Below are 21,670 nucleotides of genomic sequence, written 5' to 3'. Positions count from 1 at the left end.
CAAGATGATCTTCAATGATGCCCGGGGAAGTATTTTCATTGAAGACCCAAGCGGTAATACTTGGCTCATGGACGGACAGGGGAATATCAGTGTGAATGCGCCTAATGATATTACTATGGTTGCCGGAAAAAATATTACACTTTCAGCCGGAGAAAATATCAACCAATCAGCCGGAATTAATATTGCGTCAAATGCAGGAAAGGATATGATTGATACCGCCGGGGTCAATATCAATCAAATGGCATCCAATGATTTTATGCTCCTGGCTAAAAATATCTCTAAAATAGCGTCAGAGAATTATTCATACGACGCAAAAGATATTCATAAAAGCGCATCAGGTAAAATTGAGGTTCAGGCCGTATCTGATTATACAATGAACAGTGAAACACAGATACATAATCAATCAGCCGAAAATGTAAAAAATCACTAATCTATGAGTGAATCAGGTAAAATAACAATTATAGCCAATAACATTAAAGGCAATGCAAGTGGCGGAATCCGTTATGATGCGAATGAAATTTCTAATGCTTCCGGAGGTGTTTTTGCACAAAAAGGAACCTCAAAAGGACTCAATATTACTGATAATACAGCAAGAAAAGAGGCGGTAGCTATTAAAATTACCAAATTGGAAGGGCCATTTGATGATAAGGGGAAGTTGGTTAAAAATGTTAAAATAGGTGAATTTTATACATTTAAAGCAACTCCATCAAGAAAACCCTTAGCGGTTGAAATTCCTTCGTTAAAATGGGGTATAAAACCTGATAAGAAAGAAATGTATCAGGTTAAAGGAGCAGGGGGGTACAATCTTTTGATTGATAATAAGATACTAATTAAACTTCGAGTTCCAGGCATTGAGGAAAAAGCAAAAATATATGCTTTTTATAACAAGCCAAGTGAATCTGTTAGTGTATTGTGTGAATTAAAAAAAATAAAACTTCCAATGTTAATTATTCAAAGCGTAGGAAGGAAAGGGAAAAAAAATAAATTAGTTGGAAAGCAGAAAGTTAGTACAAATGAAACGGCTCTTGATTTATTATATAATGATTATACGAATAATGAAGCTGGTTTTGAAAAATTAAGAAAGGAATTATATCAGGAAACTTTTGATGTTGAAAAGCAGGATAGTTTTTATAATGTATCATCGAGAGCTGATAATGCAAAAAATAAAGCAGACAGTTTAGTTAAAAAAGTAAAAAAATTTTCTGAAAATAATAACGATAAACTTTTTGAAATATTCAGAGATGAGTCAGAATCTGTTTCAAGTGGAAAACTAGAAGCGAACATCAAACGGATGATTCAAAAAATGCAAGATAATGAAGGAGGAGAATATTCACATTTAGATCTTACAAATGCAATTATTGAGCATGACAATACTAAAGTGTTTATAAGACAGGTGAAAGATTATGTGATTAAATACCTTAAAGAAAATAAGGATGATATTTCAAAACTTGAAATAACAGATGATTCGCAAGGGATTATTTATGAATCTGATTTTAAAACTAAAGTTGACAAACCAAGGTTTAATAATAAAAAAGATACTATATCAGGTATTCAAATTGCTATTAATGATGTTTGGGCCTATAAAATATCTTTGACTAAGTATAATCAAAATAGCATTAAACCAGAAGGAGAGTTGAGATTTGAATTCTATGATCATTTTGGTTTGGATTATCCCGATATACAAAAATATGATTATGATATTTTTATTGCATGGTTCATTCTGCAACATTTTAGAGGATATAAACCATTTATAACGAAAGCAGTTTTTGATGTAAAATTTTGATAAATGAAGAAAAAGAAAATAGTCCTCATTCTAATAGTGCTGATGTCTTTGTTAGTAACATATTTTACCCTAAATTATGGGGTTAAATTCCAAAAAATTAATTGTCTTACTGATTATCAGGGTGTAAATAATTATGTACGGAATGTTTACATTGTATCTGGAACTTTGCTAAAGGATGATGAGGATATTCAAAATGAATTTATTCGATTTGTGGAAAAAAATATTCCTTTTGATACTATAAGTAAATACAAAGTTTATAACAATTTACTTTACAAGAAAACTGTTTTCATAGATTATGACGTGTTATGTGGAGTTGACGACAATTTTGGAGAGGCTGAGAAGCTAGTACAGGATTCTTATGGCTCTTATAATTATTTCAATTCAGTTGGAAATTATCTACAGGGCGGAATTACATTCACTAGGGCAGAAAAAGGTATAATTGTATCCAAATGGAATTCTAGGAATAATAATAAAGAGTCTGTCACTATACTGAATGAAAAATTTATTAAGCAATTTTCATCCGAATGATGATTATGATGATAAGTCCAGTAATTTGGATTGGGAAAAAGTTGCAAATAAGATTGTGAAGTTGTCTTTCGAAAATAATAAAAAACTCTAAATTTTATTGGAGGAAAGAGACGAGTCACAAAATTATTATCCTAAAGAAGTAATAAACGAATAAACTGAACTTTATGAAGAGAAATATCATTGGAATTTTGGGTTCAACTATGGGGCTTGTTTTCTCAATATTTGATGCAATGATGAGTTATGCTGATACAGCTCCGATAGAGGATAATTTAGGAATTGAAATTATCTCGTGGGATAAATTCATTTTGAAAACCTTAATTTATATGATAATTGGTTTTTTAATTGGTTTAATAGTTCAATTTGTGCTAAAAAGAGTTATGTTCAATTACAGTAATAAAAAATAATTTGAGAAAAAAAATATTTGAAAACACTCCAAAAAGGTAAATACTATACTTACACAAAGCAACATTAAGCAGAAAGTCTGTCCAACATGAAATAGCAATGCTAAAATGGGCTAGAAAATATGAGAATGGGAAAATAAATGAGTTGCCTGGCATCGCTTCGACTAATCAGCTTAGTAAAGATGGAAAGATAATGATTGGAATTACTATTAATATAGATTCTTCAAATGTAAAAATATATGCTTATTTCAGAAAAACCAGTGAGAATGTCAGTGTAGAGATTAAAATGGTGGAAATATTTCATCCATACATAATTCCGAAATCTGTACATCGAAAAGGTGTTATCGTGAGTTTAGGCTCTCGAATGAAGAAGAATTCAGAATAATAGATACTATTGATATTAAGTGAAAATGTTTTTAAAAGAAAATATAATAAAAGAAAACAAAACAACTTCCCTATACGAAGCAGAAGATACAATTACTTTCCAGCTGGGTGAAAATAGCTATTCCAGCAAAGGAACATATCAGCTGCATTTGGATAGAAGCAGATTATACAGCAATCAGATTATTTTAAACAGGAGCAACTTCAAAATAGATGACAGGGAAGTTGAGAAAAAGTTTGCCAAGATATCCAGTCTGTATTTTTCATCTGTTTTTCCGTTGATTTTGACTCATCATCAGGGAAATTATCATATTGCGGAATATAAAGAAACAGCAAAACGTATCATGGAAAATGATGTTGCCATGCAAAATAAATACAATGGTGATGGGTTGGAATATATACGGGAGCAGTTTTTGGACAAGGTGAAAAATCAAACCGGATTTCAGAAATTTATTGAGCAGCTGCCGTTTTATCAGGTATTGAACATTAGTGCCCATCCCAAATTCAAAAAAGAGCAAGTCGGTTTCAAATGGAATGTCGCCGGATTGGGAGTCATTGAAGGAACAGGCGAGTTCAGACTGAATGCAGAAGAAAATAAAGCCGTATTCATATTAATGCAGACTGACACTGCTCATATCATGCAGTTGATTGAAAATTATACCGTTGAAAATGAAATGGTACTGACATTCAATGAGTCAGAAATTCCTGAAATCAGTTTCAAAATGACAACAGTATATGACCATTCTTACAGCAATATTCAAAATTCAAGAGCCGAATTGCTCATCAGCATTGGTGAAAAATTCAAATACACTCAAAACTTTTATCTAACCCTGGACTAATTAAATTAACAAAGTATGTCTAATCCTATCCTGTATACCATAAAAAAAGGCGATACGCTGTCTAGTATAGCAAAAGATAAAGGAATCAACAGATGGAAAGACCTTCAGGTATACCACAATCAAAATTGTCCTGTCGAAGAGCAGATATATATAAATATCCGTGAAGGGAAAACACTATATACGCCTCCTAAAGACAAAATCGACGAAATGAACGGAACTTCAAAAGGAAGTGCTCAGTCACAACCGGAAAAGAAAGAGGAAAAGAAAGAAGATAAAAAGGAGGAAAAGAAAGAAGAAAGCAAAAGTGAGCACGACGGTAAATATTACGTAGTCCATGGGGCGAAATGCGTGTGTGATATGTCCGAAGTAAAGGGTCAGAAAGCTGAACTTCAGGTGACAAGCCATCAAAAAATGATCAATAATGATCAGTCAGGCAAATTTGCAGCTACTGAGGATGACAAGCAACTTAATCCTCCTTCAGCCACATTTGGTAAATGTACTTTAAAACCTTCTTCAAGCGGAAATCAGCCTTGTGCGTTGGCACCAGCTCCCAAATGGGAAAAGCCTTATGATAAAACTACAGTGATGGGGAAAAAGGTGCTTACTGAAATCTCACATCTTAAATGTACTGTTGGCGGAATAATTACAATTGAAGAACACGGACAAACCGACAGTGTTACAACAGCCCATGCCCAAAATACCGATCCTGTTCAAATGGCTCATGCCAATCCTGGCGTAAATAAACCTATACCTAAAGCTGATTACCCGGTTGTAAATCATATTACAATTGAAAACATTGAGAACAGGAAGAATTTCACTCCGGTGAAATCCGGTGAAACAAATACTGTCGGAAAATTTTACGTACGGCCTAATGAAAACTGCAGTTTTACGGCAAATATAGCCAAAGGGAATAAAAATCTTGCTTCTTGGGTGGTTTACGACGGATTTGAAGCCGGTAAAGATAAAAAGCTCTTGACCAAAGAACAAATAGGGACTTCTTTCTCCAACTCTTTTCCTGCTTTAGGCAATTACAGGATAGAAGGTTATGGAAAGCCTAAAACAAAAGAATTCGAAAAAGGAAAATTTGATAAAAATTACCCTTCCTGCTCCATTGATATCACAGTAGCTGTTAATAAGCTGGATGATAAAACGTTACTGCCCCATGGAGGTGATGATTTTACAGCAAAAATTGGTAGTGTAGTTAATTTAAGAAAAGATTTTCCGGCAACGTTCACTGCTAAATTTTTAATGCATCCCACAAAGGAGGAACTTGCCCGGTTGGAAATGTATGTGACAGATGAAGCGGGTAACAGGTTAACCGATTTCAAACAGGAAGGAAGATTTCTGACTTTTACCCCAACGAATTCAGATGCGGTATACAATTTTTATGCAGTTTACCAGGATGCGGAAGGAAATAGCTGGACACAAACTTTTAAAGGAAAAACGCTGGCTAAAAATTATGTGGTATCTATCAGTCATACAGATCAGGTGGTGCGTGAGTTCACAGGAATTAACTTTGAAGTGAAACAAATGAGAATCAGTTCTCAAATCCTGGCCGATGGAGATTTGACTACAGCTGAAATCCAAAGCATAAAATGGAATCTTAATAATGTTTATCAAGGAAACGGCAGGGTTTTGTCAATACAGGAAGGACTTCCGGTAGGTAGTTATATTGTAGAGGCCTATTGTATCAGCTCAAACGCTATTGGTACAAAAGCAGCTAAACAGGACGACGACTGGCGTTTTGAAGTCAAACGCAATGACGTTGTCGAAATCCAGTCGGATCCGATTTTAAAAATTGGAAAAAAAGCTGTTTTTACTGCAGGCGGATTTATATTTAAAGACTTGCTTCCTTCCGAAAAAGTGAATTGGACATACAATGCACAATCGCTGCCTAATACAAAAAGTATAGAAGTTACCCCTTCTATTGTAGGTAATGTAACTGTAACAGCAAAAATTAATACCGAAAAAGGAATCACTAAAAAGTTTGAGGTTGTTCAGCCCGTATTGCAAAAAGTGATGTTTACGGATAATAACGGAATTGGAATAGAAAAATCAGCTTGGGGAAATAAAATCAATATTTGGTTGAAAGAAGAATATCTGATAGGTGAAAAGCTTAAAGTTTCATTGCAGGACAAAGGCACTACGGTACATTATTTTCCTGAAAAAATTTATGATGGAGGTTTAATTCCATTAGAACTTAATGATGCTTTACGAAAATATACAAAAGATTATGCCGAATTAAAAGTCGTGGTTTCGTCTGATAATTTAACTTTTACTAATGAAAAAGTAGCGTTAGGATTGCTAAAAGTCAATTTTGCCCGAGAAGTTTACAGCGGACTGATAGGAACAGAAGACGCACGCTACAGACATGACAAAGTAGATTATGACATGATAAGCTGGTTTTACGGAAAATCAAGAGGAATTAAAGAAAGTGAAAAAGTAACGATTGAAATTTGGGAAGATAATTTATTAATCGATGAAAAACTTTTATCAGGCGAAGTATCCCCGGATAAAAGTGGTTGCATAAAATTTAAAATCGATTGGGGTAAAATTTCAAAAGGGAAACAAACCAAATGGAAGAATGTTTATGTTAAAGTATTTGATAATGTAAACCAAAAAGCACTACTATATGACGGTAGTAGTTTTTTAACCAGAAACCTTGTGCCGCTGATACAAAATAGTAAAGTAACCAATATTACAGGTTACAGTAGCGCGGCGATTGTGGGGAGCACAAATTTAAGCATTGCTTCAAAACCTTCATCGTGTCAATGTAAATTTAATGATTTAATATGGAGTTCAAAAGTTAGTTGTGAGTTTTTAAGGAAAGTTGAAGATATTTCTAAAAGGCAAAATATTGATCCAAATATTTTTATGGCAGCTATGGCACATGAAACAGGAGGAACTTTTGATCCAACTTGTGGAACATTTGATTCTCATAGAGATGAGTCTAAAGAAGCCTATGTTGGTTTGATTCAAATAGGGAAAGATGCTGCTAAAGATATTTCAACAACAAGAACAAAGCTTTTAAAGATGTCGCAAATCGAACAATTAGATTATGTTGAGAAATATTTACAATTGCCATGGCTTAAAGGGAAATTAAACACATTGGTTGATTTTTATTTAGCAGTAATTTTTCCTTATGATTGCGGTAAAGGAAATGAACCCAACCACATTGTTTTTGATAACAGTTTACCAATTACTTATCAAGCTAATGGAAAACCAATCCAAAATATAAATTATTGGAGAAATGTTGGTTATGCTGCTAATAAGCCTTTTTTGAAAGAAGGGAAAAATGAAAATGGTAAAACATATGTTTGGGAAATTGAAGAAAATATTAAAGAATGGTATGATAGAGGTAAATTAAACAAGAAAAGAATATTAAAATGTGATTATGATTTCCTTTACAAAGGAGTAAAGAAAGAAAATAACTGGCATGATCCAGTTGATAATCCGATGCTTTGTTTGTATACTCAAAATGGAAATTATAGACCAAGATATAATGTTTTTGGAACAGTTCGTAAAGAGCGTTCAAACCATAATCATCAGGGTATTGATTTATTGGCAATTCCAGGTAGTAATGTCTACGCTTGCGTTGATGCTGAAATTGAGTTCGTATCGATTCAAGACGGATACGGAAAAGTTATTTGCTTAAAAGTAAAAGATACAAAAGCATTTTTGGAAAGAAAAAAAGATTACAAATTAATTTATGAAAGTGAAGGAGAATTGCTTCAAGGTGATGGATTTGATTTTAATGGTGACATTTTCTTGTTTTATGCACATTTACAGTCAACATATATTAGGGCTATTGATAAAGAAGTAAAATGCGGGGATATAATTGGAACCAACGGAACAACTGGATATGGTACCACTAAAGATCCGCATTTGCATTTTGAGATTAGAAATAAATCAGCTGCACCAGGACTAACTCATAGATGTCATCCAGGTTATTTTATTAATTTTAAAAACGAAACCGAACAATCAGTTGAAGAGAAAAAGTATCAAGAAAACATTGCTAATTATGGATGGGATTAAAATTATGATTAAAATATTAATTGTTTCTTTTATGTCTTTTTTTATTTTCTGTACAGAAAACAAAAAAGACATTGCTAAAGTTGAAAGTAGTTTTAAAATTGATGAGATGCTATCTCAATCAGGTTCGCTTTATGAAAAAGTGAATCTTAAATGTGATAAGGTTGATTTACCTAATTCTTGTAACTATCAGGATTTTAAAATTAAATTTAATTATAATGATCATTTAAATTTTTTAACTATTTCAAATAGAGTAGAGGAAAAAAAGTTTTCAATAGAAGAAAATTTTAGTGGCACTGGATTAAGGTGTAGTCTATTTGAATCAAAATCAAAAAAATATAAATTAGTTATAGTCGAATTGGAATATGAATATTCCCTTGAAAGTTATTTTTATTTGATTTCAAGTAAGGAAATAAAATTTAGAGGAAAATTTTTATCTGAAATTCAATCTGATGATTTTCAAGGATTGGAATATAAAGTTTCAGATAATCTTACCTCTGCAAGAATTCAAATAAAGAATGGGAGATCAATTAAAACATATACTGTTAACTATGCTGAAATTTCTAGGAATAATTCAGTGTCCAATGTAAAAGCAGATACTCATTTAAGCGATCAAGAATCTAAATCAATAATCGATTTAAAGAATATAAAAGGAGAGTATTATTTGGATATTGAAAAAGATGAAGTTCAACTTCTTTTGGAATTTGAAAAGGATTTTGTTTTTCTGATTGAATCTGGAAACATGGGAAGATTGTATAATAAACATTTGTTAAAGACAATTATAGAAGCTCAAAAAATGAAATTATATTATATTGAAACAAAAAATGGAAGTCCAAAACATCTTAGAGCAAATCTAAAGATTGGAGAATTGTTTATTGAAAATAATACTCTATTCATTGATTCTGATTTTTTGAAAAATGAGTATGATTTGAATAATAAGGTAAGAGTGGTTAAAAGCAAATAAAACTTTAATAATTATAATTTCATGAATTATGGTTTAACTAAAAACAAACCAATTATATTAACTGAATGTAATTAGTAGAAATTATTTAGTTAATATAATTGCATGTTAGTTATCAAGTAAATTCTTCTTTCATAAGTTAAAATTAAGGTTTTAGTCTTAACTTGAACTGTAAGCTAAATTATTATATCCAATACAGTATTGCTTAAAAAATGTATAGACGATTAAAATAGTTCTAGTTTTTTTGTGTTAAGGTTTGAATTAAGAATTGCAAAAAAATGAAAAATGAGAAATAGAATTTTAGTGTTATTAGTTGCATGCGTATTATTGTTAAGCTGTAAAAGTGATAGGGAAGAGATAGAAAAAAACAGAGTCAGAGAACAATCAGATGTTGACAGCTTAAACACCGCTCAAGCTAAAAGTAAACCAGAAACCAAAAGGTGTGAGGATTATGTTTTTCAGATTGTTAAATCGAGTGACTTGGAACTAAATGATTATCCGGAATATTTTGTAAGGATTGAAAGTATTGAAAATGATGAGGTAAAGATTCAGGTTTATGTGGAAAATAATATTTCAGATAATCCAGAAATAAAGCAAATGGTAGAGAGTACCATTGCTTGGCTGGTATTTGTGCCCAATGAATCAAAACTATTAAATATTACTGCCGACCCGGAATTCCCTACAGAAGTGCATTTCAATAAAAAAATAGTGACTAAAAACATTTTTGAAAGCTGCAATATCAATTTCAAGCCTAAAAAAGAAAATAATAAAATTGATTGTCAGACAAATCAATTAGAAATGGGGCAAGAAGAAGTATGCAGATTTAAAAACGCTGTTTTGAAAGATGTTTATTTCTCCATCATTCAAAACAAAGAAGTCGATGGTTCACATAGTCTAAAAAAAGAACTGCCTTCAAAATCTGATTATTGCAGCATTAATTCAGATGGATTGATTGCTGTCGAATATAAAATAACTAAAGATCAGGCTGAAATAAGAATGTCATTTGATGGAGGAGAGACAACAATAGTATTAAAGCAAACAGGTAATGATGTGAAGAGAACTATTGTGTATAGCGCAGATTAATTTTTGAACTTTTAATAAGTAGTTTTTTTGTTTGATTGAGAATGAAAAATATATGCACAAAACAGTTTTATTAAAAGCGGTCAAAGACCATTTGAGTTCATATGATTTCTATGCAAGGAAACATACAAGAAAATAGATTTAAAATGAAAAAATATTTAACCGCTGCAATATATGCAATTGTTATTTCTGCTGGATTGTTGAGCTTCACTTCATATAGTGCCTATACAAAAAGCTATTGGTGCCAAAGTAGAAATGATTTAGGAGATAAGAATATGATTAACTGTGAGTTCCCATTGAAATGGAGCGCTTTAAATGAGGTTGATGATCAAAATCCCGATTTTAAAATTAAAAGTCTCAATAAAGGATATGATACAATAATGTATTTTTTGGAAAAGCATTATTATGATCTCTATGATCAAGCAAAAATCAACAAGAAAAAAGAGATTGAATTTTCTTTTTTTAAAGATGGATCGGATATAAAGAACAAACGAAATTATATAAAAGCAGATAACGCATATTTTGTAAAAACAATTAAAAACTCGAATGGTGTTAAAATTGATTTATATAAAGATGGAGGTAAGTTTGATAATTTCTCAATTACTGAGCAATTTAAAGTTTTAAATTACCTTGCCTTAATAATAAGTGGAGAGAATGGGAGGATTATTGATAGCAAAATAATTTATTATAATTGTAAAAACATTATTGAAAGTGATAATTCGTTTTTTTATTTAACTGATGATTTATTTTTATTTATCAAGAAATTCCATTCGGATGAAACAGATCATTATTACAAAGGCGAAGAAAAATATGAAATAACTGCTGAAGGGATAAAAAAACATAAAAAAAAATAGGTGGAAGAGTTGAAGCCCTGTCACATGAATTTATAAGCTTTTGGATATCCATTCTAGTAAACGCAAAATAAAATGAGACTATTGAATTATCTATTCGTAGCAATTTGCTTTTCATGTAATCAAAAATCAAATTCTAGTATATCAACAACAAATAAATATAATAATGGAGATACATTAATTAGCAGTAATGTATCTCAGGAAAGTGTTATTAAAGAAATAAAATTGCCTTTTGATTCTAAGCAATTGAATTATTCAAAAAGAGATAAGAACGGTTATTATATATATGATAAGAGTTTTATAAAAAACAAGAACAGATTTTCAAGAGCTGTAGGGAAATATAAATCAAACGAAAATGTTGAAATTGTTATTGTTGAATTGAAGCCAAATGGGGATGAACATATTGACCCGATTGTTAAACTTTATTCTTATTTCAAAAACCAAATTACTGATTCACTTACGATATACGAAAATGTGCAATGGGAGGGAACAAAGAAAAAAGAATTTGAGATAAATCAAAATAAAATTATAAAAATTACTGAAAAGTCAGTTGGAGTTGATTTTGATGAAAGTGGTAAAGAAATAGAGATATCTTCAAATAGTTCTGATATATATGAGGTTACAAGTAAAGGTCTTTTTGTTGCAAACAAATGGAAAGGAAAATATTACTTCGAAACAACAAATAGAGATGATTTAAAAACAAGTTTTGATATTACTATAGAGAGTTTAAATAACATAACCGTTAAATATGTTGGAGATGGAAGTGCCGTTGAAATATATAAAAACCTTAAAGCTGAAGAATTATCGGTAAATAAGATTAAAATAGTCTTCAATGAAAAATACGAAGAAATGGGTGAGATATATCTTCAAAAATACAAAGATAGTTATGAGATTTCCGGAAAAGTTATATACTTCATAAACCCAGGAAATGATACTTATGAAATTGAAAAAGTAAAATTATAAGATTTAATAATGAATTTTGCATATTTAATCATAATCTTATTAATGTTTTTTATCTCATGTAAAAATGAAAGTAAAAATATAGTTAGTCTAAAGAATAGAATTGAAATCAAAGAAAATGGTAAGAACAACTCATCAACTTATAAGTTTATTGAAGTGAAAATAGGGAGGAAAGATTTCATAGAACAAGGGGAAAAATATTCCAACGAATATAAGGTTGATAATTTAAATATTAAGATTGCTGATAATCTCGATGTTAAAAATAATTATAATCTAAAACAAGTTTATATTAATAATAAATTGATTTTTTCTACAAAAAGTGAGACATGGATTTTTAAACCTTATTATTGTAAGAATTCAAAAAATAAAATACTTTTTTTTGAAGAAGGAGATGAAAGCGGAACTTGGGGATATAATATTTTTCTTTTAAATGATAATAATGTTAAAGAAGTAGTTTTTTTAGAAATTTCTTCATTGAATAATTCAGAGTTGAACAAATATGTTTCTTTGTTTGGACATAATAATCTCATTCAATTTAAATTTTTAGAAGATGAGATTTTTTTAGAAACAGAAAACAATGTGATTAAGACTAAGGATGCAGATATCAAAATAGATACTAATACTTTTAAAATTTTAATAAATAATAAAAAAGGGAAGCCTACACAGTATTGAAAATAGCGTGAATGAATAGGTTTTAACAATCAAATTATCTGCAATTTCAGTTAGTCGGTAAATGAATTTTATTAGTGCATGTGTAATGATTTTAAGAATAAAAAGAAGCCACCTTTTCAGGTGGCTTCCATTTCGAAAAATAAAACATATTCAACGTTAAAACTGTGCTGTTTCAGTTGAGTCTTTCATCGCAACCGTTGAGGCTAAACCTGCGGTTACGGCATTTTGTACTTCATCAAAATAAGTGGTGCCAACAAAGTTTTGGTGTTTAACCGCTCTGAATCCTTCAGCTTGTAAAGCGAATTCTCTTTCCTGTAATTCAGAGTAGCCTAACATGCCTTTGCGTTTGTAGGCTAAAGCCAATTCAAACATTGAGGTGTTCAGGGCATGGAAGCCGGCAAGGGTGATAAACTGGAATTTGTAGCCCATTTTTGCCAACTCTTCTCTAAAAGTTTCCATTTGTCTGTCGGTTAGTTTTGCAGCCCAGTTGAATGACGGCGAACAGTTGTAAGCCAGTATTTTGCCCGGATATTGTGCATGAATGGCTTCGGCAAATAAGCGTGCCTGTTCTAAATCCGGTGTTGAGGTTTCCATCCAGATCAAATCGGCATATGGCGCATACGATAAACCACGGTCGATTCCTTGTTCTAAACCTGCATTTACATAAAAGAAACCTTCTGAGGTTCTCTCGCCGGTAATAAATTTTTTATCTCTGTCATCAATGTCACTTGTTATTAAATTGGCCGCATCTGCGTCAGTACGTGCAACGATCAGTGTTGGTACACCCATTACGTCAGCTGCTAAACGAGCTGCAACCAATTTATTAATCGCTTCTTGCGTAGGAACCAATACTTTTCCACCTAAATGGCCGCATTTTTTTGCTGAAGAAAGCTGGTCTTCAAAATGAACACCTGCCGCGCCTGCTTCTATCATTCCTTTCATTAACTCAAAAGCATTTAGATTACCGCCAAAACCTGCTTCTGCATCGGCTACAATCGGTACTAAATAATCTTTTTTCTTTTCAACTTTATTGACTGATTGTATTTGGTCTGCACGCAGCAAAGCATTGTTGATTCTTTTAATTACCTGCGGAACACTGTTTGCCGGATACAGGGATTGGTCAGGATACATTTCGCCGGCCAGATTTGCATCAGCGGCTACCTGCCAGCCACTTAAATAAATGGCTTCCAATCCGGCTTCAACTTCTTGTATTGCCTGATTTCCTGTCATAGCACCTAAACCTGCTACCCAATCCTGTGTGTGTAGTTTTTTCCAAAGTGTTTCGGCACCATGACGCGCGATAGAGTGTTCAATCAGATAAGAACCCTGGAGCTGGACTACTTTTTCGGCAGTATAAGGTCTTTCAATGCCTTTCCATCTTGGGTTTGTAGTCCAATCAGTAATTAATTGTTGAATTCTTTCTTGAGTTTTCATAATTTTGTTGTGCTTTAAATAGTTATTTATAATTATTTTAATGATGGACTGTCAAGTGTTGCCGCACTTGGCAGTTTTGTTTTTATATGTATTGATAAGCTTTTGTAGTTAAAAAATCTTCTAATTCATCATTTAATGATAATTCGGTGAAGAGTTGTGTTGCCAATTCGAATTTTCCCGATTCAAACCGTTCTGTGCCCACGTACTCTTTAATTTTATCCAGTTCTTCGGCTACTAAAAGATCCAGTAATTGAGAGGTGAAAACTTCTCCTGATGCAACCGTTACTTTTTTGTTTAACCAATGCCAGATTTGCGTTCTGGAAATTTCAGCCGTGGCGGCATCTTCCATTAAATGATATAAAGCAGCGGCGCCGACACCCATCAGCCAGGATTCTATGTACAGAACCGCTACATTGATGTTTTTTCGGATGCCTTCAAGTGTGATTTCTCCTTTAGGTAATTCCAGTAATTGCGCTTCTGTAATAGTCAGTTCGCTTCGTTTAATATGCATCTGGTTTTTTGTCGGCATATTTTCATTAAAAACTTTCATAGCCAGCGGTACCAAAGCCGGATGTGCCACCCAAGTGCCGTCGTGTCCGTTTTTAACCTCTCTTTCTTTGTCGGCTATAACTTTGTTAAAAGCTATTTGGTTGGCTTCTTCGTTGTTTTTAATCGGAATTTGTGCTGCCATTCCACCAATAGCCAAAATGTTTCTTTTGTGGCAAACCTGAATAACACGTAATGAATAAGCACTCATGAACGGACTTGTCATAGTGATTTGGTCACGGTCAGGCGCAATAAAGCTGTCTTGTTTGTTTAATTTTTTGATATAGGAAAATATATAATCCCAACGCCCGCAGTTCAAACCGGCAATGTTTTCTTTTAGTTCGTAAATGATTTCGTCTAACTGAAAACTTGCTGTGATAGTTTCAATTAAAACCGTGGCTTTGATAGTGCCTTGTGGTAACCGTAAATAATTTTCTGCGAAAGTAAATACATTGCTCCACCATCTTGCTTCATAATAATGTTCTAATTTCGGTAGGTAGAAGTAAGGCCCCACACTGTTTTCGATTAATTTTTTGGCATTCAAAAAGAAAAAGATTCCAAAATCGACTAATGAACCCGAAGTGATTTCGTCGTTGATTAAAATGTTTTTTTCTTCCAAGTGTAATCCACGCGGGCGGACTAATAAAACAGTTTCTGTATTGTTTAATTGGTACGTTTTGCCATTTTGTTCTAATGAAATGGTTTTGTTTACGGCATCTCTTAAATTGATTTGTCCTTCCATCAAATTAGTCCAAGTAGGAGAACAACTGTCTTCAAAGTCGGCCATGAAGGTTTTTGCGCCAGAATTCAATGCGTTAATTACCATTTTGCGATCCACTGGTCCAGTGATTTCAACTCTTCTGTCAAGTAACGCTTCAGGAATTGGATTAGCAGTCCAAGTAGAAGTGCGAATGTTTTCTGTTTCTAAAGGGAATATAGGTGATTCTCCTTGGTTAAATTTATCTTGTTGCAGTTGTCTGTTTTCAAGCAACGCCAGTCTTCTAGTGTTGAAGTTGTTGTGAAGCGCTGTTAAAAACTCTTTTAATTCTTCATTGAAAAGTGTTTCGAACTGATTTTCATTTTTGAATTCTAGTTTAGATAACAGTATGTTTTCCATAACGTTGGTTAGTTTATTGATTGTGCGAACAAACATATAAAATAGTTTTTTAAAAAACAAGCGAACGTTCGCAAAATATTTTAAAATTGCGAAACAGATTAAAAAAGCTATATTTGTATATCCTATTTAAGAAGCATGATTGAAGAAGAATACATCCGATTGATTTTTGGGTTAAAACTCAAACAGATCCGTACAGAAAAGAATTTGTCATTGTTTGGTTTGGCAAAAATTACAGGGCTTTCAAAGTCGTATTTGAATGAAATCGAAAAAGGGAAAAAGTACCCTAAGCGGGATAAAATTTTAGTATTGGCCGAAGCTTTAGAAAGCAATTACGATCATTTGGTTTCGTTGAAGCTGGATAAAAATCTGGCTCCCATAGGGGAGATACTGCAATCCAATATACTGAAGGAAATTCCGCTGGAGCTTTTTGGGATAAAAGAAAGTGATTTGATTGATATTATCGCCGAAGCACCTCTGAAAGTAAATGCTTTTATAAGTACCTTGTTTGAAATAGCGAAGCACTATAATCTGACACGGGAAAGTTTCTTTTTGGCCGCATTACGCTCGTATCAGGAGGCTAACAACAATTATTTTGAAGAGATTGAGGCTAAAGTTGAGCAATTTGCAAAAGCCTATTCGATAGATCTGAATAGAAAACTTACGGTTGAAGAGTTGGAAGAAATACTGATTGAAGAATACGGCTATACAATAAACAACGAAGAATTGTCACAGCATAAGGAATTGGTTAATTTGCGTTCTGTTTTTGTGCCAACTTCCAAAACGCTGCTGGTTTCGAATGATACAGATGCATCGCAGCGTATGTTTATTTATGCCAAAGAAATTGCATACAATTATTTGAATATAACAGACAGGCTGTATACCTTTTCCTGGATAAAGTTTGAACGGTTTGATCAGGTTTTGAATAATTTTCTGGCTTCTTATTTTGCAGGAGCTTTGCTTATTCCTAGAAAAGCATTGGTTAAGGATTTAAAAGTGTTTTTTGCGCATGATGTTTTCAATGCACAGGAATTTCAGACTTTAATGTTCAAGTATACTGATTCACCCGAAACGTTTTACCAGCGTTTGACCAATATACTGCCGAAAGATTTCAATTTAAAAAATCTGTTTTTTCTGCGTTTTAGTTTTAAACCTGAACGCAGTGATATCAAGCTCACCAAAGAATTGCATATTACCAACTTATTGGAACCACATGCTAACGAAAGCAATGAGCATTATTGCCGTAGATGGATTTCGCTGCAGACATTAAATAAACTGCCAGAGACAAATGAAGAACATTTGTTTGACAGTCAGATTTCGAGTTATGCGCATAGTGAAGTGGAGTATTTTACAATGTCTTCAGCAACTAAAGATCCTTTTAGAAAAGGATATTATAGAAGTATAGGTTTTGGGATTATGATAACGGCAAATTCGGCTTCTAAAATCAATTTTTTAAAAGATAGTAGTATAAAAAGGAGAGAGGTAGGAGTGACCTGTGAATCTTGTCGTATTTTAGACTGTCAAGAACGTGTGGCACAGCCTAAAACTTTAGAGAAAAAGATACGGTTTACAAAAACTGACGAAGTAGTAAAAGGGATTTTTGAAAAGTATAAATAAAAAGAGCGTTCAATTGAACGCTCTTTTTTTATCATATATGTTGTATTAGAACATTTCTCTTCCTGCAAAATGGAAAGCACCTTCAATAGCAGCATTCTCATCAGAATCTGAACCGTGAACTGCATTTTCGCCAATTGAAGTAGCGTATTTTTTACGGATAGTTCCTTCAGCAGCATCAGCCGGGTTTGTAGCGCCGATTAAAGTACGGAAATCCTCAACAGCATTGTCTTTTTCTAAGATAGCCGCAACAATAGGACCACGGGACATAAATTCTACTAATTCACCGTAGAATGGTCTTTCAGCGTGAACTGCGTAAAATTTTTGTGCATCAGCAACTGTTAATTGAGTTAATTTCATAGAAACAATTCTGAAACCACCTTCAGCAATCATATTTAAAATTCCTCCGATGTGTCCTTTTTCAACAGCATCCGGCTTAATCATAGTAAAAGTTCTGTTACTTGCCATTTTATATTTTTTTAATTTGCGTGCAAAAATACAGTTTAAAAACCGAAAGTCAAAAATCAAAAGTTAAAAAGATGTTACTTTTTTGAAAAAAGCTTCGTCTGACTTTTGAAATTATAAAGTGATAATAGTGAATTGGTTTTCAAGAGGTTGAAGTTCTTGAAGTAACTTTGTGAAAAAGTCATCCCCATATTCGATATAAAACTCCGCAAAATTAAGTTGGCGTTCCTGTAAACTCTTATTTGGGAACAATTCATTTTGAAGCAGTGTTATTCTTTCCAGTTTATCAGCATGAATTCTTTTTTCGGCTTTTAATAAACGCTTTTCTAAATTTTCAAGACCTTTGATTTGTTTTGCCAATTGCGCTTTTACGGCACCGGTAAAAGATTTGTCAGTTTGTGAGGCCATTTGCTCCAATTTCTCAAATTGTTGTTTTAATGTTGATTTTTGGTCAGTGAAATCAATCTCAAATTGAGAGAATTCTTTTGTTTTGCGCTTCAATAATTCGTTTTGTTGTGAAAACAAATCTTTCCACTGCAATTCTAAATTATCTGCTTTTTTAGCCTGTTTTTCACTGGCTATTAAAACCGAATTACGCAATAATACTATTGGGAATGGTATTGTAAAGGCTTCAAACATGGATTTTAATTCCAACCAGTACGCAATTTCTCCGCCACCGCCTATGTAAGCTAAATTAGGTAAGATGGTTTCTTGATATAATGGGCGTAAAATTACATTTGGACTGAATTTTTCCGGTGTGTTTTCAACCATTGTCAGAATTTCGGTTTCAGTAAATTCTAAAGTAGTATTGTTGACTTTGTATTTGTTGTTTTCACATAAAATACGCTCGCGTAAATTATCTTCTATATAAAATAGATTTATTTCTCTCGGATTTACCTGTATTGGATACTTGAAATCAGAAATGGTTTCGGTTACTTTTACGAATGAAGTTTGCTGTAACAATTCTTCTTTTATTGCAGGAACAAATAGTTTTTTCAGATTTTTATCATCGCCATCAATAATAACCAAACCTTCATTTTTGAAAAATTCGTTGACTAAAAAGCGTGTTGCTTCAGTTAGCGTGTCTCTTTTTAAATAGGCTTCTTCAAAGAGAGAAAGCAAATGTTTTGCATTGTCATTTGTTCCAAAAACAGTTTTTATTTCTTCGAAAATTGCTTCTAATTCTTTTGTTTTAATTCTACCAACCGGACCTGAAGTGTTTTTTTTCCACAATATTTTTTGATTGTGGAATTTAAAATGATTGATTTCCTCAAAATCATGATCTTCAGTTGCCATCCAATAAATTGGAACGAAATTACAGTCGGGATATTCTGCTTTTAATTGTTTGCACAAGTTAATAACTGAAACAATCTTGTAAATAAAATACAAAGGACCTGTGAATAAATTCAGTTGATGTCCGGTGGTTATGGTAAAAGTGTTTTTATGTTTTAAAAGTTCAATATTATGTGAGCTTGTTTCACTTACTTCAATCGAATTGTTTTGTTTTGTAAGAGAATCAACTAAAACGTTTCTGTTTTCCTGAGAAAATTGAATTGATTTTTCTTCAATCTGGTTTTTGAAATTTTCAATCGAAGGGAAACGGTTATATAATGACTGTAATTCAGTTTTTTGGTTTAAATAATCAATAATGAGTTTTGAAAAATATCCTGAATTTTGATAAGTGATACAGTCGGTAGGCATGTTTGAAAATTATTTTCGCTAAGTTAACAAAAATTGAAATAGTAAAAATCGGTTTAACAAGGCATTATGATTTTCGTTTTTTAGAGTTACTTTTGCAAACTAAATTGTTTAATTTTGAAAGACATCCTTCTCATCACACCACCTTTTACCCAGTTGAATACGCCGTATCCGGCTACAGCTTATTTAAAAGGTTTTTTGAATACCAAATCTATTCCTTCTTTTCAAATGGATTTGGGGATTGAAGTGATATTGGAATTGTTTTCAAAAAATGGATTGAGTTCGGTTTTTAATAGTGTTGAAGCTATAAAAAATGAGTTGTCTGATAATTCAAAGCGGATTTTATCCCTGCAAAATGACTATACAAGTACGATTGATAGTGTAATTGAATTTTTACAAGGTAAAAAGCCAACATTAGCCAGACAGATTTGTTCCGGGAATTTTTTGCCCGAAGCCTCTCGTTTTAATCAACTGGAAGATTTGGAATGGGCATTTGGTTCCATGGGAATGCAGGACAAAGCAAAACATCTGGCTACTTTGTATCTTGAGGATTTGTCTGATTTTATTGTGGAATGTGTAGATGATAACTTTGGTTTCAGCCGGTATGCCGAACGTTTAGGTCGAAGTGCCAACTCGTTTGATGAATTATATGGATTTCTGCAAAATGAACCGACTTACATAGATACTATTACTCTTCAGATTCTTAAAAAAAGAATTATTGAAGTCAGTCCTAAACTTATTTGTTTTTCTGTTCCTTTTCCCGGGAATTTGTATAGTGCTTTTCGATGCGCTCAATTTGTTAAAAAGTATTTTCCGCAAATAAAAACATCAATGGGCGGCGGTTTTCCTAATACGGAATTGCGAGACTTAAAGGATGCTAGAGTCTTAGAATTTTTCGATTTTATTACGCTTGATGATGGAGAACTTCCTGTAGAATTATTATATAATTCAATTTGTCATTCTGAAACTGAATATAAAAGAACTTTTTTGCTTGAAAATAATCAGGTAACCTATAATAATAATTCTGCCCGCCACGATTATAAGCAGAGTGAAGTAGGAACCCCTGATTATACGGACTTACTTTTAGATAAATATATTTCGGTAATTGAAGTAGCCAATCCAATGCATAGTTTGTGGAGTGACGGACGATGGAATAAGCTTACCATGGCACATGGCTGTTACTGGGGTAAATGCACTTTTTGTGATATTTCACTGGATTATATAAAAGTGTATGAGCCTATCCATGCAAAAATTCTTGTGGATAGGATGGAAGAGCTTATTGCTCAAACTGGTGAAAACGGATTTCATTTTGTTGATGAAGCGGCACCACCTGCCTTAATGCGTGAAGTTGCTTTGGAAATTTTGCGACGGAAATTGGTTGTGACCTGGTGGACAAACATCCGTTTTGAAAAGAGCTTTACGTACGATTTGTGCCAATTATTTAAAATGTCAGGTTGCATCGCTGTTTCTGGTGGACTGGAAGTGGCTTCTGATAGGTTGTTGGAACTGATTAAAAAAGGAGTGACCGTAGAACAAGTGGCTCGTGTTACAAGAAACTTTACAGAATCAGGAATTATGGTGCACGCTTATTTGATGTACGGTTATCCTACGCAGACTATTCAGGAAACAATTGATAGTCTGGAGATGGTCCGTCAGATGTTTGAGTTGGGAATTCTTCAAAGCGGGTTCTGGCATCAGTTTGCTATGACAGCCCATAGCCCTGTAGGAATGAATCCGGAGGAATTTGGGGTTGTCCCACAATTAAACGAAGTTACTTTTGCGAATAATGACGTTCAGTTTAAGGATAAAACCGGGATTAATCATGATAAATTCAGTTTTGGCTTAAAAAAATCATTGTTTAATTATATGCACGGGATGTGTTTTGATTTTGAACTGCAGGAATGGTTTGATTTTAAAATTCCAAAAACTAAAATAGCACCTGATTATATTCAAAACTGTCTGGATGTTGAAAACACATTCGAAACAAAACCCAATGCTAAATTGATTTTTACAGGAGCCAAACCTCAGATATCTTCTTTTGTAAAGACTAAAAAAGGGAAAAGCTGGAATATGACTTCTTTGACCTTTCATTCTAAAATGGATGTCACAGAGATTGTATTGGAGGAAGATAAAGCAAATTGGTTTTTAGCTAAGTTAGATTTGCTTTCTTTTGAAAATAGTAAACCAATTACCTTTCAGCTGCTTAAGAGCGATTTTGAAAGTGAGTTTTCCGATTTTGAATTGTTTTGGTTTTCTAAACCAATTTTGAAATTTAGAGAAAATCATTTATTTACTATCTGATTTTGTAATA

At 32.7% G+C, this 21,670-nt stretch carries 17 protein-coding genes and 1 pseudogene; 14 read left to right on the top strand and 4 right to left on the bottom strand.

Annotated features, from left to right (window positions below; genetic code table 11):
- The 12 genes and pseudogenes from EZM65_RS10070 to EZM65_RS10015 all read left to right on the top strand — a co-directional run.
- A pseudogene (locus EZM65_RS10070) lies at positions 1 to 430 on the top strand (DUF2345 domain-containing protein); the annotation flags it as partial.
- Positions 431 to 433: 3 nt separating this feature from the next.
- On the top strand, positions 434 to 1,783 hold the full coding sequence (locus tag EZM65_RS10065; protein ID WP_136668426.1) for a DUF3289 family protein: 1,350 nt from the start codon (positions 434 to 436) through the stop codon (positions 1,781 to 1,783).
- 3 nt (positions 1,784 to 1,786) lie between these two features.
- Positions 1,787 to 2,311, top strand: coding sequence for a hypothetical protein (locus EZM65_RS10060; RefSeq protein WP_169051691.1), 525 nt, complete (start codon positions 1,787 to 1,789; stop codon positions 2,309 to 2,311).
- 164 nt (positions 2,312 to 2,475) lie between these two features.
- Entirely contained in the window at positions 2,476 to 2,715 is a 240-nt protein-coding gene (locus EZM65_RS10055) for a hypothetical protein (protein WP_136668424.1), read from the top strand.
- A 97-nt stretch (positions 2,716 to 2,812) separates the two neighbouring features.
- Positions 2,813 to 3,097, top strand: coding sequence for a hypothetical protein (locus tag EZM65_RS10050; RefSeq protein WP_136668423.1), 285 nt, complete (start codon positions 2,813 to 2,815; stop codon positions 3,095 to 3,097).
- Positions 3,098 to 3,122: 25 nt separating this feature from the next.
- Positions 3,123 to 3,932, top strand: a complete 810-nt coding sequence (locus EZM65_RS10045; RefSeq protein WP_136668422.1) for a hypothetical protein — start codon at positions 3,123 to 3,125, stop codon at positions 3,930 to 3,932.
- A 15-nt stretch (positions 3,933 to 3,947) separates the two neighbouring features.
- Positions 3,948 to 7,967, top strand: coding sequence for a PAAR-like protein (locus EZM65_RS10040; protein WP_136668421.1), 4,020 nt, complete (start codon positions 3,948 to 3,950; stop codon positions 7,965 to 7,967).
- Positions 7,954 to 8,928: a hypothetical protein gene (locus tag EZM65_RS10035; protein WP_136668420.1), complete on the top strand. Its 975-nt coding sequence runs from the start codon at positions 7,954 to 7,956 to the stop codon at positions 8,926 to 8,928. The genes EZM65_RS10040 and EZM65_RS10035 overlap by 14 nt, the downstream gene beginning before the upstream one ends.
- 282 nt (positions 8,929 to 9,210) lie before the next feature.
- Positions 9,211 to 10,008: a hypothetical protein gene (locus EZM65_RS10030; protein WP_136668419.1), complete on the top strand. Its 798-nt coding sequence runs from the start codon at positions 9,211 to 9,213 to the stop codon at positions 10,006 to 10,008.
- Between the two features lie 143 nt (positions 10,009 to 10,151).
- The gene (locus tag EZM65_RS10025) at positions 10,152 to 10,859 is read left to right on the top strand and encodes a hypothetical protein (protein WP_136668418.1); all 708 of its coding nucleotides are present in this window, start codon (positions 10,152 to 10,154) and stop codon (positions 10,857 to 10,859) included.
- A gap of 72 nt (positions 10,860 to 10,931) precedes the next feature.
- Positions 10,932 to 11,819, top strand: coding sequence for a hypothetical protein (locus EZM65_RS10020; RefSeq protein ID WP_136668417.1), 888 nt, complete (start codon positions 10,932 to 10,934; stop codon positions 11,817 to 11,819).
- 9 nt (positions 11,820 to 11,828) lie between these two features.
- The gene (locus tag EZM65_RS10015) at positions 11,829 to 12,488 is read left to right on the top strand and encodes a hypothetical protein (protein WP_136668416.1); all 660 of its coding nucleotides are present in this window, start codon (positions 11,829 to 11,831) and stop codon (positions 12,486 to 12,488) included.
- Between the two features lie 156 nt (positions 12,489 to 12,644).
- Here EZM65_RS10015 and aceA read toward each other — a convergent pair whose 3' ends face one another.
- Entirely contained in the window at positions 12,645 to 13,922 is a 1,278-nt protein-coding gene (gene aceA, locus EZM65_RS10010) for an isocitrate lyase (protein ID WP_136668415.1), read from the bottom strand.
- Positions 13,923 to 14,004: 82 nt separating this feature from the next.
- Positions 14,005 to 15,585, bottom strand: coding sequence for a malate synthase A (gene aceB / locus EZM65_RS10005; protein ID WP_136668414.1), 1,581 nt, complete (start codon positions 15,583 to 15,585; stop codon positions 14,005 to 14,007).
- A 135-nt stretch (positions 15,586 to 15,720) separates the two neighbouring features.
- On the opposite strand from aceB, the gene EZM65_RS10000 reads away from it, so the two are divergent.
- Positions 15,721 to 17,199: a helix-turn-helix domain-containing protein gene (locus EZM65_RS10000; protein WP_136668413.1), complete on the top strand. Its 1,479-nt coding sequence runs from the start codon at positions 15,721 to 15,723 to the stop codon at positions 17,197 to 17,199.
- 45 nt (positions 17,200 to 17,244) lie between these two features.
- Here EZM65_RS10000 and EZM65_RS09995 read toward each other — a convergent pair whose 3' ends face one another.
- Together EZM65_RS09995 and bshC are read right to left on the bottom strand one after the other, a co-directional pair.
- Positions 17,245 to 17,664, bottom strand: coding sequence for a nucleoside-diphosphate kinase (locus EZM65_RS09995; RefSeq protein ID WP_136668412.1), 420 nt, complete (start codon positions 17,662 to 17,664; stop codon positions 17,245 to 17,247).
- A 111-nt stretch (positions 17,665 to 17,775) separates the two neighbouring features.
- Positions 17,776 to 19,362 (bottom strand): bacillithiol biosynthesis cysteine-adding enzyme BshC, encoded by a 1,587-nt coding sequence (bshC, locus tag EZM65_RS09990; protein WP_136668411.1) that lies wholly within the window; start codon positions 19,360 to 19,362, stop codon positions 17,776 to 17,778.
- A gap of 114 nt (positions 19,363 to 19,476) precedes the next feature.
- Between bshC and EZM65_RS09985 the strand changes: the two genes are divergently transcribed.
- Positions 19,477 to 21,660, top strand: coding sequence for a radical SAM protein (locus tag EZM65_RS09985; RefSeq protein ID WP_136668410.1), 2,184 nt, complete (start codon positions 19,477 to 19,479; stop codon positions 21,658 to 21,660).
- Positions 21,661 to 21,670 lie beyond the last annotated feature (10 nt).

The organism is Flavobacterium sp. H122 (genome assembly GCF_004959765.1).
Classification (GTDB): domain Bacteria; phylum Bacteroidota; class Bacteroidia; order Flavobacteriales; family Flavobacteriaceae; genus Flavobacterium.
This window is presented reverse-complemented; position numbering and strand designations above follow the sequence as displayed.

Coding starts and splice junctions, on each gene's coding strand:
- EZM65_RS10065 (WP_136668426.1), top strand. CDS start 434: ATGAGTGAATCAGGTAAAATAACAATTATAGCCAATAACATTAAAGGC.
- EZM65_RS10060 (WP_169051691.1), top strand. CDS start 1,787: ATGAAGAAAAAGAAAATAGTCCTCATTCTAATAGTGCTGATGTCTTTG.
- EZM65_RS10055 (WP_136668424.1), top strand. CDS start 2,476: ATGAAGAGAAATATCATTGGAATTTTGGGTTCAACTATGGGGCTTGTT.
- EZM65_RS10050 (WP_136668423.1), top strand. CDS start 2,813: ATGCTAAAATGGGCTAGAAAATATGAGAATGGGAAAATAAATGAGTTG.
- EZM65_RS10045 (WP_136668422.1), top strand. CDS start 3,123: ATGTTTTTAAAAGAAAATATAATAAAAGAAAACAAAACAACTTCCCTA.
- EZM65_RS10040 (WP_136668421.1), top strand. CDS start 3,948: ATGTCTAATCCTATCCTGTATACCATAAAAAAAGGCGATACGCTGTCT.
- EZM65_RS10035 (WP_136668420.1), top strand. CDS start 7,954: ATGGATGGGATTAAAATTATGATTAAAATATTAATTGTTTCTTTTATG.
- EZM65_RS10030 (WP_136668419.1), top strand. CDS start 9,211: ATGAGAAATAGAATTTTAGTGTTATTAGTTGCATGCGTATTATTGTTA.
- EZM65_RS10025 (WP_136668418.1), top strand. CDS start 10,152: ATGAAAAAATATTTAACCGCTGCAATATATGCAATTGTTATTTCTGCT.
- EZM65_RS10020 (WP_136668417.1), top strand. CDS start 10,932: ATGAGACTATTGAATTATCTATTCGTAGCAATTTGCTTTTCATGTAAT.
- EZM65_RS10015 (WP_136668416.1), top strand. CDS start 11,829: ATGAATTTTGCATATTTAATCATAATCTTATTAATGTTTTTTATCTCA.
- aceA (WP_136668415.1), bottom strand. CDS start 13,922: ATGAAAACTCAAGAAAGAATTCAACAATTAATTACTGATTGGACTACA.
- aceB (WP_136668414.1), bottom strand. CDS start 15,585: ATGGAAAACATACTGTTATCTAAACTAGAATTCAAAAATGAAAATCAG.
- EZM65_RS10000 (WP_136668413.1), top strand. CDS start 15,721: ATGATTGAAGAAGAATACATCCGATTGATTTTTGGGTTAAAACTCAAA.
- EZM65_RS09995 (WP_136668412.1), bottom strand. CDS start 17,664: ATGGCAAGTAACAGAACTTTTACTATGATTAAGCCGGATGCTGTTGAA.
- bshC (WP_136668411.1), bottom strand. CDS start 19,362: ATGCCTACCGACTGTATCACTTATCAAAATTCAGGATATTTTTCAAAA.